19 protein-coding genes are annotated in these 16,639 nt (G+C 59.3%); 11 read left to right on the top strand and 8 right to left on the bottom strand.

Features of this window, described 5'->3' with window-relative positions:
• Nucleotides 1-5 precede the first annotated feature (5 nt).
• Nucleotides 6-518, top strand: a complete 513-nt coding sequence (locus tag C9E91_RS19110) for a BA14K family protein (protein WP_107109954.1) — start codon at nt 6-8, stop codon at nt 516-518.
• Nucleotides 519-662: 144 nt separating this feature from the next.
• Here the strand turns inward: C9E91_RS19110 and C9E91_RS19105 are convergent, their stop codons facing one another.
• Nucleotides 663-1,535: a DMT family transporter gene (locus C9E91_RS19105; RefSeq protein ID WP_107109833.1), complete on the bottom strand. Its 873-nt coding sequence runs from the start codon at nt 1,533-1,535 to the stop codon at nt 663-665.
• Nucleotides 1,536-1,789: 254 nt separating this feature from the next.
• Between C9E91_RS19105 and C9E91_RS19100 the strand changes: the two genes are divergently transcribed.
• Both C9E91_RS19100 and ispG read left to right on the top strand, forming a co-directional pair.
• Nucleotides 1,790-2,989: an MFS transporter gene (locus C9E91_RS19100; RefSeq protein ID WP_107109832.1), complete on the top strand. Its 1,200-nt coding sequence runs from the start codon at nt 1,790-1,792 to the stop codon at nt 2,987-2,989.
• Between the two features lie 129 nt (nt 2,990-3,118).
• On the top strand, nt 3,119-4,372 hold the full coding sequence (gene ispG / locus C9E91_RS19095) for a flavodoxin-dependent (E)-4-hydroxy-3-methylbut-2-enyl-diphosphate synthase (protein ID WP_107109831.1): 1,254 nt from the start codon (nt 3,119-3,121) through the stop codon (nt 4,370-4,372).
• Nucleotides 4,373-4,405: 33 nt separating this feature from the next.
• Here ispG and C9E91_RS19090 read toward each other — a convergent pair whose 3' ends face one another.
• Both C9E91_RS19090 and C9E91_RS19085 read right to left on the bottom strand, forming a co-directional pair.
• Nucleotides 4,406-5,047 (bottom strand): LysE family translocator, encoded by a 642-nt coding sequence (locus C9E91_RS19090; protein WP_107109830.1) that lies wholly within the window; start codon nt 5,045-5,047, stop codon nt 4,406-4,408.
• 197 nt (nt 5,048-5,244) lie between these two features.
• Complete coding sequence (locus C9E91_RS19085) at nt 5,245-6,639, bottom strand: FAD-binding oxidoreductase (RefSeq protein ID WP_107109829.1); 1,395 nt, start codon at nt 6,637-6,639, stop codon at nt 5,245-5,247.
• 116 nt (nt 6,640-6,755) lie between these two features.
• Here C9E91_RS19085 and C9E91_RS19080 point away from each other — a divergent pair, with 116 nt between their 5' ends.
• Nucleotides 6,756-7,784, top strand: a complete 1,029-nt coding sequence (locus C9E91_RS19080; RefSeq protein ID WP_107109953.1) for a GlxA family transcriptional regulator — start codon at nt 6,756-6,758, stop codon at nt 7,782-7,784.
• 44 nt (nt 7,785-7,828) lie between these two features.
• Here C9E91_RS19080 and C9E91_RS19075 read toward each other — a convergent pair whose 3' ends face one another.
• A complete protein-coding gene (locus C9E91_RS19075) occupies nt 7,829-8,743 on the bottom strand; it encodes a polyprenyl synthetase family protein (protein WP_107109828.1) in 915 nt (304 codons plus the stop codon).
• A gap of 217 nt (nt 8,744-8,960) precedes the next feature.
• On the opposite strand from C9E91_RS19075, the gene mtgA reads away from it, so the two are divergent.
• From mtgA to C9E91_RS19050, 5 genes are all read left to right on the top strand, one after another.
• On the top strand, nt 8,961-9,671 hold the full coding sequence (mtgA, locus tag C9E91_RS19070) for a monofunctional biosynthetic peptidoglycan transglycosylase (protein WP_107109827.1): 711 nt from the start codon (nt 8,961-8,963) through the stop codon (nt 9,669-9,671).
• A gap of 88 nt (nt 9,672-9,759) precedes the next feature.
• Nucleotides 9,760-10,488, top strand: coding sequence for a DUF1868 domain-containing protein (locus C9E91_RS19065; protein WP_107109826.1), 729 nt, complete (start codon nt 9,760-9,762; stop codon nt 10,486-10,488).
• Between the two features lie 12 nt (nt 10,489-10,500).
• Entirely contained in the window at nt 10,501-11,148 is a 648-nt protein-coding gene (locus C9E91_RS19060; protein WP_107109825.1) for a glutathione S-transferase family protein, read from the top strand.
• A 179-nt stretch (nt 11,149-11,327) separates the two neighbouring features.
• Nucleotides 11,328-11,513 (top strand): 50S ribosomal protein L32, encoded by a 186-nt coding sequence (gene rpmF, locus C9E91_RS19055; protein ID WP_003543812.1) that lies wholly within the window; start codon nt 11,328-11,330, stop codon nt 11,511-11,513.
• Nucleotides 11,514-11,677: 164 nt separating this feature from the next.
• Nucleotides 11,678-12,085 carry a hypothetical protein gene (locus tag C9E91_RS19050; RefSeq protein WP_107109824.1) on the top strand — a complete coding sequence of 136 codons (408 nt, stop codon included), beginning with the start codon at nt 11,678-11,680 and terminating at the stop codon, nt 12,083-12,085.
• 96 nt (nt 12,086-12,181) lie between these two features.
• On the opposite strand, the gene phaR is transcribed toward C9E91_RS19050, so the two are convergent.
• Nucleotides 12,182-12,754: a polyhydroxyalkanoate synthesis repressor PhaR gene (phaR, locus tag C9E91_RS19045; RefSeq protein ID WP_107109823.1), complete on the bottom strand. Its 573-nt coding sequence runs from the start codon at nt 12,752-12,754 to the stop codon at nt 12,182-12,184.
• Between the two features lie 238 nt (nt 12,755-12,992).
• On the opposite strand from phaR, the gene C9E91_RS19040 reads away from it, so the two are divergent.
• Nucleotides 12,993-14,174, top strand: a complete 1,182-nt coding sequence (locus C9E91_RS19040) for an acetyl-CoA C-acetyltransferase (protein ID WP_107109822.1) — start codon at nt 12,993-12,995, stop codon at nt 14,172-14,174.
• A gap of 209 nt (nt 14,175-14,383) precedes the next feature.
• Nucleotides 14,384-15,109, top strand: coding sequence for a beta-ketoacyl-ACP reductase (locus C9E91_RS19035; RefSeq protein WP_107109821.1), 726 nt, complete (start codon nt 14,384-14,386; stop codon nt 15,107-15,109).
• 45 nt (nt 15,110-15,154) lie between these two features.
• Here C9E91_RS19035 and C9E91_RS19865 read toward each other — a convergent pair whose 3' ends face one another.
• The 3 genes from C9E91_RS19865 to C9E91_RS19025 all read right to left on the bottom strand — a co-directional run bounded on the left by C9E91_RS19865 (nt 15,155) and on the right by C9E91_RS19025 (nt 15,954).
• Entirely contained in the window at nt 15,155-15,328 is a 174-nt protein-coding gene (locus C9E91_RS19865) for a hypothetical protein (RefSeq protein ID WP_181316111.1), read from the bottom strand.
• Between the two features lie 170 nt (nt 15,329-15,498).
• Nucleotides 15,499-15,753: a YMGG-like glycine zipper-containing protein gene (locus tag C9E91_RS19030; protein ID WP_107109820.1), complete on the bottom strand. Its 255-nt coding sequence runs from the start codon at nt 15,751-15,753 to the stop codon at nt 15,499-15,501.
• A gap of 45 nt (nt 15,754-15,798) precedes the next feature.
• The gene (locus tag C9E91_RS19025) at nt 15,799-15,954 is read right to left on the bottom strand and encodes a DUF3309 domain-containing protein (protein ID WP_107109819.1); all 156 of its coding nucleotides are present in this window, start codon (nt 15,952-15,954) and stop codon (nt 15,799-15,801) included.
• Nucleotides 15,955-16,639 lie beyond the last annotated feature (685 nt).

The following is a 16,639-nucleotide window of genomic DNA, read 5'->3' as shown; positions in this document are numbered from 1 at the left end:
AGTCAATGAAGAGGCTAGCAATCGTTGCCTTGTCGCTCGCGACGACGTTGATGAGCGTCTCGCCGGCCCTGGCGTTTCCGACCATTGTCATTCCGAAGGTCGAGGCGCCGAAGGCGCAGCCGGTGGACTATCATGGCGGTCACGGCGGATACTATCATGGTGGATACGGCGGATATGGCGGGTACTATCATCACCACCATGGCGACAACTGGGGCTGGGCGCTTGGCGGCCTCGCCGCAGGCGCACTAATCGGCGGGCTGCTGGCGCAGCCGAATTACTACGGCTCTGGTTATTATGGCTCTGGCTACTACGACCCAGGCTATTACGGCCCGTCCTACTATGGTTCGGGCTATTACGCGCCGCGGTACTACTACGCACCACGGTACTACCGCCGGGCCTATTATGGTGGCAGTGGGCATGTGCGCTGGTGCTATGCGCGTTATCGGTCCTACAGGGCTTACGACGACACGTTCCAGCCCTCTTACGGTCCGCGACGGCCGTGCGTTGCGCCATACTAGTGATGGCGTAAAACTATCTATCGGAATGGCTGCCGGTGGCGCAGAGCCGCCGGTCGGCCGGATCGTGATTGCCGTCGAGTCGCGCGTATGGCCAACAGAAGCGACAGTGCATAACGAGCCTCAGAAACCGCTATCTGCTCCACCTCAAACGGTTGCTACTCTTCCCTTCATCCGCTCGCTGACGATGATGATCAGGCCGGCGCTGAGGATGAAGGCTGCGCCGACGAAGGTGTTGGCCTTCGGGATATCGCCCCAGATCAGGAAGCCGAGCAGGAAGGCTGAGATGAGCGAGGTATATTCGAACGGCGCCAGCACGGAGACCGGAGCCTGCCGCATGCCTTCGAACAGGGCAAGCTGTCCCGCGCCGGCGATGACGCCGCCGCCGAAAAGCAGCAGCACCTGATAGGCGCTTGGCGTATGCCAATGCAGGATGGCCATGGTGGCGGTCAACAGGATGAAGATGATGTTCGAGACGGCCATCTGGATATGGCTCTTCTCGTGCAGCGCGGTCTTGCGCAGCAGTACCATGCCGGTTGCCCAGAGCACGGCGGCCTGCAGCGCTAGATAGACGGGCCAGGAGATCGACAGGCCGACTGGATTGGAGGCGATCACCACGCCGCAAAAGCCGAGGCCAACCGCCATCCAGCGGACGAAGCTGACCTTCTCGCGGAGCACGAAGGTCGCGAGAATCGTGCCGACGACCGGGGCGGCGTAGTAAAGCGTCGTTACTTCGGCGAGCTGCAGGTAGCGGGCGGCGGAATAGTAGGAAGTCCAGGCGATCACCAGCAATATGCTGCGCACGATCATCGGCTTGATGATCGGCGAGCGGCGGACCTTGCGCACCAGTGCCGGCCCCTCGAAGAGGAAGCAGCCGGCAAGGATGGTGCAACTGCGCCAGAAGAGGATCTGCCAGACCGGAATGTCGGTGACGAGCAGTTTCACCACCGAATCATGGGCAGTGAACAGCATGTAGGCAAACACCGTAAGCAGGATGCCGTAGCTGATGGGGTTTTTCACGGAAGCACCAGGGGAATGGCTCGAAGCAGGCCGGCCGAAAACTCTTTTAAGGCTCAACCGATAGGAGCCTAGTTTTTCGCCGTCAATAGGCCATATGGGCGGGGTAGACCGGGTTCATAATATTATTTGCGGTTGTGACTTCCTTGCCTCCGATTTAACAGGCGGAGACGAAACGTGACCAATGTGAGTCTTTTCGGATATTGAGATTCTAATCGATTTAAATATCCTGCGGCCACCGATTTGGGGGATTTCTTATGGATGATATGACACGATCCGGTAGCTTTCAGGCTCGTAGAAGCGGATTTTTCACAAAATCTCGCGCCGCCGTTTCCCTGCTATTTTTGATGAATGGCTTCACCGTCGGCTGCTGGGCGCCAAAGATTCCGGAGTTCGCCGAGCGGCTGCAACTGACCAAATTCGAACTCGGCCTGATGATCCTGGTCTTCGGCCTGGGGTCGCTGGTAATGATGCCGATGGCGGGTGCGCAGATTGCAGGGCGCGGCTCGAAGATCGTCGTCAAGGCTTTTGCCGTGCTGCTGCTGCCGATGCTGCTCGCCTTGACCGTCACCCAGAATGTCTGGACCGCCGCGATCGCTCTCTTCCTGTTCGGCGGCTTCATCGGCGCCATGGATGTGGCGATGAACGCCAATGCCGTATCGGTGGAGAAATCCATGCATCGGGCGATCATGTCGTCCTGCCATGCCTTCTGGAGCCTCGGTGGTCTCATTGGCTCGGCGATCGGCGGTTTTCTGATCTCGCGCTGGGGCGTGCTCGGCCATGCCGAAGTCTCCACCGCCCTTGCTCTTCTCTTTCTCGCCGTCGCCTGGCCGATGATCCTCGGTGACCAGCCGCATCCGGATGAGGCAAAGCCGAAGGCGCGGTTGCCGATGATCCCGCTGCCCTGGCTGCTTGGCATGATGGCGCTGTTCTGCATGATCCCGGAAGGGGCGGTGCTCGACTGGAGCGCGCTCTATCTCGGCCAGGAAAAGGGCGCATCGGTAACGCTGTCGGGCTTCGGCTTCGCCGCCTTCTCGCTCACCATGGCAACGATGCGTTTTGCCGGTGATTTCGTTCGCGACCGGCTGGGCGCCGTCAAGACGCTGCGTGTCTGCACGGTCTTTGCGATTGTCGGCATGTTGCTCGCGGCGCTGGCGCCGAATGCAGAGCTGGCCATTGTCGGTTTCGCGCTATGCGGCATCGGCATTTCCAACATGGTGCCGATCGCCTTTTCGGCTGCGGGCAATATTCCGGGGCTGCAGCCGGGCATCGGCATCTCCGTCGTCACCACCATGGGCTATTCCGGCATGCTGGTCGCCCCGTCTGCGATCGGCTTTGCTGCCGAACACGTCGGCTTCTCGCCGGTTTTGATGGCGTTGCCGGTCCTGCTGCTTGTCGTGCTGGCGCTGTCGTCCTTGGCGCGTTATGCCGATGGCATCGGCGGCGGCTCGCATTAATTTGGTCGCTTTCGCCTGCTATCGACCATGCTTTCGCCTGAGCAAAAGTGATGCCCGAAGCGGTTGACAACGACCGCTCCGTGATCCACCTGAAAGGCACCCATTTCCCGAGGCTAACGAGAGTTCTCCATGTCGTCCGCCAGTGATTTCGATCCGAAGCCGCGCCGTTCCTCCGTTGCCGTCGATGTCGGCGGCGTCATTGTCGGCGGCGGCGCGCCCGTGGTCGTGCAGTCCATGACCAACACCGATACCGCCGATGTCGATTCGACGGTGGCGCAGGTCGCGGCGCTCTATAGGTCCGGTTCGGAGCTGGTGCGGATTACCGTCGATCGCGACGAAAGTGCCGCCGCCGTGCCGAAGATCCGCGAGCGGCTGTTGCGCCTCGGCATGGACGTGCCGCTGATCGGCGATTTCCATTATATCGGTCATAAGCTGCTCGCCGACCACCCGGCTTGCGCCGAGGCGCTGGCGAAATACCGCATCAATCCCGGCAATGTCGGCTTCAAGGACAAGAAGGACAAGCAGTTCGCCGAAATCATCGAGATGGCGATCCGCTATGACAAACCGGTGCGCATCGGCGTCAACTGGGGCTCGCTCGACCAGGATCTCTTGACCGCGCTGATGGATAAGAATGCTGCCGAAGGTTCGCCTCTGTCGGCCCGCGAGGTGACGCGCGAGACGATCGTGCAGTCGGCGCTGATATCAGCCGATCTCGCCGAGGAAATCGGCCTGCCGCGCAATCGCATCATTCTCTCGGCTAAGGTCAGCCAAGTGCAGGACCTGATCGCCGTCTATTCCATGCTCGCCGCCCGCTCCGATCACGCGCTGCATCTCGGCCTGACCGAGGCCGGCATGGGCAGCAAGGGCATCGTCGCCTCGTCGGCGGCCATGGGTTATGTTCTGCAGCATGGCATCGGCGACACCATCCGCGTTTCGCTGACGCCGGAGCCGAATGGCGATCGTACCCGCGAAGTGCAGGTGGCGCAGGAGCTGCTGCAGGTCATGGGCTTCCGTCAGTTTATTCCTGTCGTCGCCGCTTGTCCCGGCTGCGGCCGCACGACTTCGACTGTGTTCCAGGAACTGGCCCAGAACATCCAGAACGACATCCGCAAGAACATGCCGGTCTGGCGCGAGAAATATCCGGGCGTCGAGGCACTGAACGTTGCCGTCATGGGCTGCATCGTCAACGGCCCCGGCGAAAGCAAGCATGCCGATATCGGCATCTCGCTGCCCGGCACCGGCGAAACGCCGGCGGCCCCCGTCTTCATCGATGGCCAGAAGGCGATGACGTTGCGCGGCCCCAATATCGCTTCGGACTTCGAAGCGTTGGTGACCGATTACATCGAGAAGCGTTTCGGCCAGAAGAGCGCAGCGGCGGAGTGATCCGCCGCTGGATCTGCCCTCAGATACTTGGCCTCAGATATTGCTGGTCAAAAGTTTGATTCCGGCGAAGCAATAGAAGCCAGCCATGGCGCCTTCGATCCACCGGCGTGCATTCCTGTAGATTTTCAAGGCATGCGGCGTGGAGAACAGCGCCGCGTAGCCCATGAACACGACAAAACCGGTCGTGCAGCAGACTGCGATGATCAGCACGGCGACGGAGGCCGGTGCGCCCTGCGGCATGCCCAGCGCGATGATGGCGAGCCAGGCGAAGATCGCTTTCGGATTGGTGACGTGAATGCCGTAGCCGCGCAGGATCAGCGACTTAAAGCTGGGGCTTCTTGTTTCTTCCTTGACGGCCGGCAAGTCGCCGCTTGCCCGCACCGCGCGAAATGCCTTGTAGGCGAGATAGAGCAAATAGAGCCCGCCAAAAATCTTCAGGATCTCGAGTGCCATCGCATAGGTCTGCAACAGCGTGGCAAGCCCGGCGGCGGCAGCGGTCGCCCAGGTCAGCGAACCACCGAAAATGCCAAGCGAAATTGTCATGCCCGCCTTACGGCCATGCGTCATCGACGTTGCGATGATGGCCATGATCGCCGGTCCGGGACTGACGACGGCAATGAGATAGGCAATATAGGCCGGCAGGATCTGCGGCAGATAGGCAAGTGCCTCATGCATGGGATGGCTCCGCAGGATTTCAGACGACGCGGCCTATTCCGCGTGCCTGAAACTGCAATTGGCGCCAGACTTGCCATGGAATCGTCGGAACGTCACTCTTGTCCCGAAGATTTCTTGTCATGGTGACATTTTGCGCCATGTCGCCATGGTGCGATCTTCTCGCATTCGCCTCCGGCGAAATAGAGTTGGCCGGCTCTCTAGCCCATTAAAGCTTGCTGCTGCTCGCAGATGTTCTGATTCATTCGAAACAGATTGCCCGGATCGTATTTTCTCTTGATCCGCAGAAGTCGCTCGAAGACATCAGGCCCAAAGGCGTCCCTTACAAGATTTTGGGCCTCCCCGAGGCCCGGGAAGTTCAGGTAACTCCTCCCGGTGCCATGAACCTGCATGTCGTTCCAAACCGACTTCACCCATGCGATGTTGGCTTCATCGTTCGACGGCGACGACCAAATGGCGTCGAGGCTAAGCATGAAGGGCATGGACCTGTCGCCGAAGGCGGTGGCGTCGGCGGCGACGCGGCCCAACTGTCCACCAAACTTCCAGATGGATGCGAATGTCATCTCCGATGGCCGTCTGTCCAGTCCAGCCGCAATCGCCTCGATCGTCTCCTGCCTTAGATGCGCGAGATAGGTGGACTTCCAGTAGCACCGGTCGCGCCCTTTTGGAAAAAGACCATCATAGAGCGTCTGCAGGGTGCGGTATGGCAGGCGGTCGCTGAAATCCATCAGGGGTTCACCGAACTGACGAAGCGGCATCGTGACCAGCTCGCCGGTCTCCGCCGGACCGTCGTAGACTGTCGCCAAGCTCAATACCCTGCGGCCCCAACAATTCTGCGGATAGGCCGGATCGTCGGGGACCGTGGAGAACTCGGCCAATCCTGTGACTTCGTCGGGCGCCCCCGCCATATAGTCGCGCCACAGGGCGAGTACCTCCACGGCTCTCTCCTCCGGATAGACTGGCGCGCAGAACATGAGCAGCGGCGGGATCTCATGGAGCATGAACTCGAAATTGACGACGACACCGAAATTGCCGCCTCCGCCTCTAAGCGCCCAGAAGAGATCTGGATTTTCCGCTGCGCTGGCGCGAACCAAGCGCCCGTCGGCGGTCACCAATTCCACCGAGATTATGTTGTCGCAACTCAATCCATGCTTTCCCCGCAGCCAGCCGATGCCGCCGACAAGGGCGAGGCCAGCGACGCCGGTCGCGGAAATGAGGCCGCCGGGAGTGGCCCTGCCGAACGGCGTCGTGGCCGCGTCGACGTCGCCCCAGGTCGCGCCTCCTTCCACGAACACGCGATCGAGTTCGGGAGGCACGCGCACGGAGTTCATCTGCGACAAGTCGATCATCATCCCGCGATCGCAGACAGCGTATCCCGCGACGTTGTGGCCGCCGCCTCGCACGGCGATCAGGAGATCGTGTTCCCGGGCATAGTTTACGGCGAGAACGACGTCGGCGGCGTTGCGACACCGCGCGATCACCGCCGGCCGCCTGTCGATCATGCCGTTCCAGACGATCCTGGCCTGCTCATATCCGGCGTCATCAGGCTCCAGCAGTTCTCCGCGAAAGCCATTGCGTAGCTGGTCAGTCGACATGTCGAACCTCCGCCTTCTGCCCGAAATGTCTCAAAGCTAGTTCAACGTCGGATGAGGTGCTAAAGCTATAAATGCCATGACCTGGTGATTTCCGCCATTTGATGGGGGTGATTTCGATGTCCGCAGGCGATCGACCACTGAACGTCGCGATACTCGCCGTCCCCGCGGCGACGGCCTCGACCCTCTACGGCATGCTCGATCTGTTCTCGTCGCCCGGTCGCGACTGGCCGTTCATAACCAGGGGCGAGATCTGCGAGGCACGGATGCGGCCTTATGTCGTCGCTAGAAGCGTCGAGAATTTTCGGGCGATAAACGAGGTGCGGATCCATCCAGACTTCGCCCTACATGACTGCCCGTCGCCAGACATCGTCTGCATTCCCGACTTCTTCGTGAACCCAGGCGAAAGCGTCTCCGGCCAATATGATCCCGAAGCGCAATGGCTGGCCGAAAACTACCAACGTGGATCATTCCTTGCGAGCGCGTGCTCCGGGGCAGTCCTGTTCGGCGAAGCGGGATTGCTCTCGGATTGCGAGGCGACCATACATTGGGGCTATGTCTCGACGTTGGCGGACAATTATCCTCGTGTGCACGTGAACATCAACCGTTCCCTCGTTCTCACGGGCGAAGGTGAGCGGATCGTCATGGCCGGAGGAGGTTCGAGCTGGCAGGATCTCGCACTCTATGTCATCGCGAGATTCGTGGGGCTGAAGGAGGCGATCGAGGTCGCCAAGGTCTATATGCTGCAGTGGCATGACCTTGGCCAGCAGCCATTCGCATCTCTTACCTGTCGCCGCTGCTCGGACGATCCTATGATCGGCAGTTGTCAGGAATGGCTGGCGCTCCACTACCGGACACGTGCGCCGATCGCATCGATCATCGCACGATCCGGATTGCCCGAACGATCCTTCCTTCGTCGTTTCACGAAGGCGACCGGGATGAAGCCGATCGATTATCTCCATGCGGTTCGGATTGAGGAAGCCAAGCAACTGCTTGAGACGAGTGAGATGAGTGTGGAAGCCATAGCCGACGAGGTCGGCTACGAGGACGTTAGCTTTCTGAACCGCCTGTTCCGACGCAAGACCGGCCTGACGCCCGCCCAGTACAGGCTTCGTTTCGGCCATTTGTCAAAGCTGGCCGCTAGCTGACACGACAACTTCGCTCGTCCACCCGTGCTCTCGGCACGAAAATTTCAGCTCCTGCGGCTCGCCACGAAGCGTGCCGTCTCGATCAGCAACGTCGCCTTCTCTCCATAAGGGGATAGCAGCTCCGCAGCTTCCGTCACCAGGCGGGCAAGCGTGGTTTCGGCCCAGGCCTGGCCGTGCAGCGCCACCAATGTTCCTTTGCCGCGGCCGGCATCCTTGCCGGTGGCCTTGCCCATGGTGGCGGCATCGGCGGTGAGGTCGAGGAGATCGTCGGCGAGTTGGAAGGCGAGGCCGATCTTTTCGCCGAAGGTTCGCAGCCGCTGACGGTTTTCAGCCGAGGCGCCGGCAATGATGGCGCCGGCTTCGCAGGCAAAGCGGATCAGCGCACCAGTCTTCATCGCTTGCAGCATGGTGATGCCGCGCTCATCGGGAGCCTCTTTTTCGGCAGCGAGATCAAGGGTCTGGCCGCCGGCCATGCCGCCAATGCCGGCGGCGCGCGACAGCGCCAGCACGAGTTCGATCTTTCGGTTCGATGGCAGGTCGGTTTCCGGTGCGGCGATGATATCGAAAGCGTAGGTCAGCAGGCTGTCGCCGGCGAGGATCGCTGTCGCATAGTCGAAGGCGATATGCACGGTCGGCTGGCCGCGGCGCAGGTCGTCGTCATCCATGGCCGGCAGGTCGTCATGCACCAGCGAATAACAGTGCACACATTCGAGCGCCGCGCCGATGCGGAGTGCTGCGTCGTCGTTACCACCGAGAAGTGCGGCAGTCTCCATCACGAGAAACGGTCTCAGCCGCTTGCCACCATTCAGCACACCATGGCGCATCGCTTCGAGCAGGCGGGTGGGGCGAGTGATTTCGCCGCTCAGGCAAGCATCGGCAAGTAGCTGGCTCAGGATAGCCTCGACCTTGCCGGCATTGTCCCTGAGGCGATGTTCGAAGGAGGAGTTGGTGCTGTCCATGGCCGCTGTTTGGCATGAGTGCGTGTTGCTGGCAACGAGAATTGTCAACAGCCAAGGTGGGAATCTCGTCGCACTCTGGTCATCGCTCTGTGTAGACGGTATGACAATTGGAACATTCCTGGCGTGTTCCTCGGACGTGCAAGGATGTTCGGGGGGTGGAGTGACTGAGGGCCTTCAGCAATTGGACATATCGACTGACAGCGATGAGGAAGCCGAGATGCGGCAAAGCCCAGGCCGGCTTGCGCGGTTCAAGGCCCGTCCGCTCTGGCAGCGCATTGTTCTCGTCGTCGTCGGTTTGATGCTGCTGCCCTATCTGCTCATCCTCCTTTATGTTCTGCCGTTCATTCACCCCATTTCGACCCTGATGCTGCGCGATGCCGTCACCTTTCAGGGATACGATCGCCGATGGGTTTCCTTCGATGAGATAGCGCCGGTGCTGGTGCAGTCGGTCATGGTCTCCGAGGACGGGCAGTTCTGTTTTCATGGCGGGGTCGACTGGGGCGAGATGCGCATGCTGGTGCAGGATACGCTGCGGGGCCAGGCCACGCGGGGCGGCAGCACCATCCCGATGCAGACCTCGAAGAATCTTTTCCTCTGGAACAGCCGCTCCTTCGTGCGCAAGGCGTTGGAACTGCCGCTGGCCGTTTCCTCATCCTTCGTCTGGTCGAAGCGACGAATGATGGAAATCTATCTGAATATCGCCGAATGGGGGCCGGGCATTTATGGCATAGAGGCGGCGGCTCGCTATCACTTCAAAGTGCCGGCCTCCAAGTTGAACGCTCGTCAGGCCGCCCTTCTCGCCGTTTCCCTGCCCAATCCGATCGACCGGGTGGCGAGCAAGCCGGGGCGCGGACTGCGCCAGCTCGCCTCGCTGATCCAGCGGCGGGCGAAGAATTCCGGCGAGTACATCAAATGCCTTTATAACTGATATCAGAACTTGTCGTTCGATCGGCTAACCGTCATCTGGCATTCTTGCTTCTGACGTAAGGGCGGGTGATCTGCCAACCAAATCGGACCTGCCCCATGAGCTCGATGTCTTTTCGCCCGAACTGCTGCAATATTCCAAGAGCCGTCATCCCGAACCGTCCATTCATCTCGGCACGCGCTTTGATCTCTCGGGCAATTTCCAATATGAGCCGGGCAATACGATCGTCTGCCATGTGGTGGAGGGCTCCGAAACGCAGCGCGCCCTCGTTGCTGCTCGCGAGCAATTTCTGGCCATGCCGGAAGCTTCGCAATTCACCTTCACGCCGATTTCCAGCCTGCATATGACGCTGTTTCAGGGTATTATCGAATACCGCCGCAACCAGCCCTATTGGCCGGCGGATATTGCCCAGGATACGCCGGTCGACGAGATGACCGAGATCATGGGCGAGCGCCTGAAGGCCTTTTCCATGCGCGATCCCTTCAAGGTGGCGGTGACGCATGCGCGGCCGAGCGGCCTTTTGATGGATGGTGCGACCGAGACGGATCGGAAGGTGATACGGGAGTGGCGCAACGCTCTTGCGGATCTTCTCGGCTATCGCCACCCCGATCATGACGTCTATCCGTTCCACATCACCTTCGCCTATGTCATCGAGCGGCTGGATGATGAGGCGCTGCCAGGCTGGCAGGCAATGCTGGACAAGGTTGCCGCCGAAGTCCGCGCCGAAGTGCCGGTTCTCGAACTGCGCCCGCCGGCCTTCTGCGCCTTCGACGACATGAAGCATTTCGAGGAACTTCTGGTGTTCGAGTTCCAAAAATAAGAAGGACAAACCATGGACAAGCTGACCCTCTATATCGGAAACAAGAACTATTCCTCCTGGTCGTTTCGGCCGTGGATCGCCTTGGAGGGTTGCGGCATCGCTTTCGAAGAGGTGCTGATCCCCTTCGATTTTCCGGCCGGCAACCCGCGCATCCGCGAGGTTTCGCCGACGGGCAGGGTGCCGTTGCTGGTTCATGACGGCTTGAAGGTCTGGGAATCACTCGCCATTATCGAATATGCGGCCGAGCTTTTCCCTGACGCCGGCCTCTGGCCCAGAGAGCGGCAGGCGCGTGCGATGGCGCGTTCGATCTCCATGGAAATGCTGGCGGGCTTCCGGGCGCTGCGCAATGCCTGCCCGATGAACATCCGTCGTCCCATCAGCCGGCTCGATCTGCCGGAAGGCGTCATGGAGGATGTGGCGCGGATCGAGACGATCTGGCGCGAGATGCGCGCCCGTTCCGGCGGCCCCTTCCTGTTCGGCGCTTTCTCCGGCGCAGACGCCATGTTCGCGCCGATCGTCAATCGGTTGGAGGTTTATGATCTCGTCAGTGCTGCCGATACGCTGGACTACATGGCTGCGATGAAAGCCCTGCCCGCCTGGCAGAAATGGGAAAAGGCGGCGCGTGAGGAGCCGTGGATCGTGCCGGAGGACGAAGCCTGATCGGTGATTCGGCTTCCATCCGGCTGAATCCGACGGTGCGGGCAAAAAATGCGGGAAGGGACTGGTCAAAGCCCCTTTAGCCATGTATAAGCCCGCCCAATTTCCGAAATTGATCCATGTCTGTTTCGGCCGCCTGGCTGGCCGCTGATATGTTTCGTCCGCAAAGTGGAGTAACGAGAATGGCTGTACCGAAGAGAAAAACGAGCCCGTCCAAGCGCGGTATGCGCCGCTCGGCTGATGCGCTGAAGGCTCCGACCTATGTCGAAGACAAGAACTCCGGCGAACTGCGTCGCCCGCATCATATCGACCTGAAGACCGGCATGTATCGCGGCCGTCAGGTTCTGACGCCGAAGGAAAGCGCATAATTTAAGCGCTCCCGTAAGGGCTGAGATTCAAAGGCTGGCGTTTCGCCGGCCTTTTTCTGTTTGCGCATTTCGTCCAGCAGGTTGCGTCCGAAAACCGCTTCGCACTTTTGGGCCTTTGCGCTAAAACTCGCGGCGACTTCAATTTCGAAGAGATTTTCCCGACTATGATTGTTGCCTTCCCGCTGATGATCGTTCCCCTCGTGCTCTACAATCTGGCGATGCTGGGTTTGATGGGCGCCGGCGGCATTGCTTCCCTTAACGATGTCATGCTTGCTCTCGCGATGCTTTCGAGCGCGACATGGACGCTGCAGCTCGGCGATCTCTTTATCGTCATCGCGCTGATCATGCTGTTCTTCGAAATCCTGAAGGCGACGCGCAATGGTTCGGGCTCACTGCTCAATCACATGCTGTCGATGCTGGTGTTCATCGCCTATCTCGTCGAATTCCTGCTGGTCAAGGATGCGGCGACGCAGACTTTCTTCGTCCTTATGACGATTGCCTTCATCGACGTCATCGGCGGATTCACGATTTCGATCCGCTCGGCGGGACGGGATGTTTCGATCGGCTTGTAAGGGCTTTTGACTTCTCCCCGGCGGGGAGAAGGTTATACGGAGCATGATTGAGCAGGCGTTGCGCCACCCTCGCCCCGCTGGGGCGAGGGGAGGAACTCACAAACTATCCAGCTTATTCTGCATCGCGCGGAGCTGCTCTTTCAGCTCGTCGATGTCTTTTGCCTCTGCCTTGCGGCTTTCTTTCGCCGGCGGCTTCATGAAGGGCGAGAACATCTGCATGGCCTGCTGGAACATTTCGGTATTGCGACGGACCTGTTCCTCGACCATCTGGATCGGCAATTGCAGATTCTTGCCAAGCGGCGTTTCGCCGAAGGCGCGGTTGATCTGCTCGCGCATCTGCGTCTGCTGCTCGGTGAAGGCGCGCATGGAATGTTCGAGGAAGCTCGGTACGACCATCTGCATCTGATCGCCGTAATAGGTGATCAGTTGCCTCAGGAATGAAATCGGCAACAGCGTATTTCCGGTCTTCGATTCCTGTTCGAAAATAATCTGCGTCAGCACCGAATGCGTGATTTCTTCGCCGCTTTTTGCATCCTGGACGATAAATTCTTCTCCCTTCTTCACCATCTCCGCCAGGTCATCCAGCGTCACGTATGTGCTGGTGCCAGTATTGTATAGGCGGCGATTGGCATATTTCTTGATTACGATCTGGCCCTCATTCTTTGCCATTATCAGTCTCCTGGACCCGTCTGATTGTATGGAAACTCCTCCACCGCTAAGTGTAGACGCAAAAGAAGCTTGGTGACAATCGCTTTGTGCAATGCGGCAAGCCCTTTCCATTAATTGGATTTTTTGCCGGCAATGACGGCTTCATGAAATCTGCAAGATCGAAATTCTTGGCGTTTGACTCGGGCGCAAAGCTTTGACAGTTTCGACTTATATATGTTCAACCTGTGAGGAGGCTTCCATGAGCAATCCATCTATCGTCGTCGCCAGTGCAGCTCGCACTGCTGTCGGTTCCTTCAACGGCGCCTTTGCGACCATTCCGGCTCATGAGCTCGGCGCAGCTGCGATCAAGGGCGCATTGGAGCGCGCTGGTGTCGAGGGCAGGGAAGTCGACGAGGTGATCCTCGGCCAGGTGCTGCAGGCTGGCGAAGGGCAGAATCCGGCCCGCCAGGCTGCGATGAAAGCCGGCATCCCGCAGGAAGCGACCGCCTGGAGCGTCAACCAGCTCTGCGGTTCGGGTTTGCGCGCCGTTGCGCTCGGCATGCAGCAAATCGCTTCCGGCGATGCCAAGATCATCGTCGCCGGCGGCCAGGAATCCATGTCGATGGCTCCCCATGCCGCGCATCTTCGCGGTGGCACCAAGATGGGCGACATGAAGATGATCGACACGATGATCAAGGATGGTCTGACGGACGCCTTCTACGGCTATCACATGGGCATCACGGCGGAAAACATCGCCCGCCAGTGGCAACTTTCGCGCGACGACCAGGATCAGTTCGCCGTTTCCTCGCAGAACAAGGCCGAGGCTGCCCAGCTTGCCGGCCGCTTCAAGGATGAGATCGTGCCTTTCATCGTGAAGGGCCGCAAGGGCGACGTCAGCGTCGACGCCGACGAGTATATCCGTCTCGGCGCGACGCTGGACGGCATGACCAAGCTGCGCCCGGCCTTCGACAAGGAAGGCACGGTGACGGCCGGCAATGCGTCGGGCCTCAACGACGGCGCGGCCGCTACCGTGCTCATGACCGAGGCGGAAGCCTCGCGCCGCGGCATCCAGCCGCTGGCCCGCATCGTCTCCTGGGCAACCGCCGGCGTCGACCCGCAGATCATGGGCAGCGGCCCGATCCCGGCCTCGCGCAAGGCCTTGGAAAAGGCGGGCTGGTCCGTCGGCGATCTTGATCTCGTCGAGGCCAATGAGGCATTTGCCGCGCAGGCCTGCGCCGTCAACAAGGATCTCGGCTGGGATACGTCGATTGTCAACGTCAATGGCGGCGCCATCGCCATCGGCCATCCGATCGGTGCCTCCGGCGCCCGCATCCTCAACACGCTGCTGTTCGAAATGAAGCGTCGCGGCGCCAAGAAGGGCCTCGCAACGCTCTGCATCGGCGGCGGCATGGGCGTCGCCATGTGTTTCGAGGCGCTCTAAGAGCATCCGCTGTCAGGTGGAATTTCCTGCAAACGGATAGGGATGCTCTTGATTCAAAAGACCGGAGCGGCATAGCGCTCTGGTCGCTTCGCTCGAATATCAAACGCGCGAGGGTTGTGAATAAGATCATTCTAAAATAAATGGCAAGCGACGGATGAACGATTCGAGATTGCTCATCCCGTTTTGGCGACAACAGAGGGGAGTGGACTATGAGCAGAGTAGCGTTGGTGACAGGCGGTACGCGCGGTATTGGAGCGGCCATTTCGATTGCGTTGCGCAATGCGGGCTACCGGGTTGCGGCAACCTATGCCGGCAATGACGAGAAGGCGCAGGCTTTCCGGGACGAGACCGGCATTTCCGTTCACAAGTGGGATGTGTCTGACTACGAAGCCTGCGGTGCGGGCATCGCCAAGGTCCAGGACGAGCTTGGTCCGATCGACATCCTCGTCAACAATGCCGGGATCACCCGCGACGCCATGTTCCACAAGATGACGCCGCAGCAGTGGCATGATGTCATCAATACGAACCTCACCGGCCTGTTCAACATGACCCATCATGTTTGGCAGGGCATGCGCGATCGCAGCTTCGGCCGTGTGATCAACATCTCCTCGATCAACGGTCAGAAAGGCCAGATGGGTCAGGCGAATTATTCCGCCGCCAAGGCTGGCGATCTCGGCTTTACCAAGGCGCTTGCACAGGAAGGTGCTGCCAAGAACATTACGGTCAACGCCATTTGCCCCGGCTATATCGGCACGGAGATGGTGCTTGCGGTGCCGGAAAAGGTGCTGAACGAGCGCATTATCCCGCAGATCCCGGTTGGTCGTCTCGGCGAGCCCCAGGAAATCGCCCGCATCGCGGTCTTCCTTGCCAGCGACGACGCCGGCTTCATTACGGGATCGACCATCAGCGCCAATGGCGGGCAGTTCTTCGTTTGAGCTGATGGAATGACGTGGCGGATGATTGCCGGGAATGCCCGGCAGTCATTGCCGGCTTGAATTCCTGGGCTGCTGCGGCCGGGGTTTGAATTCCAAAACGACGGCCTCGAGGGCCACGCGGCGCATTTCCTTCTCCCGCATTCGTACGGCATGACCCAGTACATAAAATGTGGTGCCGAGAAGTGTGAGCGCCGCGGCGCTCGCGATGAATTCGGCCATGGTGCCGTTCCTTTCAAAAAACGTTGACGCGATCCCCCGAAACCGGCGTGGATGTGAGTGTTCGTCTTAAGAAAATCGGCCCGAAATTTTCGAAAGATAAAGTTCATGCCCGATCGTCAACGAAGCGTTGATGATCGGGCTGAAGGAAATCGATCCTTGCGTGTAAGCGCTTAGCGGCAACGAGCCTCATAGCGGTGGCCGTTGCGGTCGCGATAGATGCAATAGCCTGGGCGCTCCTGGGACCGGCCGATCAGGTAGCCGACGGCACCACCGGCGACGGCGCCGATTGCGGCGCCGCCCCAGCTATTGCTGGCGACGCCGCCTATGATCGCGCCGGTTCCGGCGCCGATGGCTGTCCCCTTTTCCGTTGCCGTGCACGAAGCAAGTGCTCCGACAAGGGCGATCGCGACGATAATTTTCTTCATAGCATTGCTCCCTAGTGTGTGAGGTCTTCAACAATATCGGCCGGATTAGATCCGGCCCATCAATAGCAGAATGAGAATGATAACAAAAACCAGTCCGAGACCACCCGATGGACCGTAACCCCAACCTCGGCTGTAACCCCAGTTCGGGAGCGCTCCGATCAACAATAGAATCAAAATCACGAGCAGTACTGTACCAAGCATGGCGTATTCCTCCGCGTCCAGCGCCTAGAGCATCCCGCCAGAGCGACCGCACGCAGGCGGATAGATGCGCTAGATTACAAGTGCCGGTGCGTCCTTATCTACCGTTCCTGGCGAATAGGAGCGCACCAATGCCGCTGTCGATAGAAACTTATTTCACGAGAAATTGTTCCGGCTCAGAAATAACAAGACATGAAGATGAGCCGGCATGTCGAGTCAAAATGTTAACGTAGGCATCGGCGTCATGCGGAGAATACATAACAACGAGTTCCGCATATGGTTAAAAATTGCTTTAAATACAATATGTTGCGGTGAACGAAACGAGAAAGCGGACGTGTCCGTGTTTCGTCAGCGATTCGTTCTGCATTTGGGCTTTGGTTAACGGCGGCAGGGATTGCGTCCCGGAAGGACCTACCTCTTTAGGAGAGGGAATTTAGGCCTCATCGCCCAAAAGTGGTACTATCCCGGTCGAAATGGTTAATACCGCGCAATTTTTTTTCTACCTCCTTTGTTGCGTCATTCCCCATTTGGATGAGCTTCCTCATCCGAACGCTATATCTAGCCGTGAACAAATACAGTACATGAGTTGATCTGCGATTCGTCGCCGATTCGTTCCGGCTTTGATCGATAAGTTAACGGATTCAATCACCACGCGAAATTGTGAGCTTTTTATATTACGTTTCGCTCA

Origin of the sequence: Rhizobium sp. SEMIA4064 (assembly GCF_003025035.1) — a bacterium.
In the GTDB taxonomy this organism is placed as follows: domain Bacteria; phylum Pseudomonadota; class Alphaproteobacteria; order Rhizobiales; family Rhizobiaceae; genus Rhizobium; species Rhizobium paranaense.
Note: the sequence above shows the minus strand (reverse complement) of the source record. Positions and strands in the feature narration are given on the sequence as shown.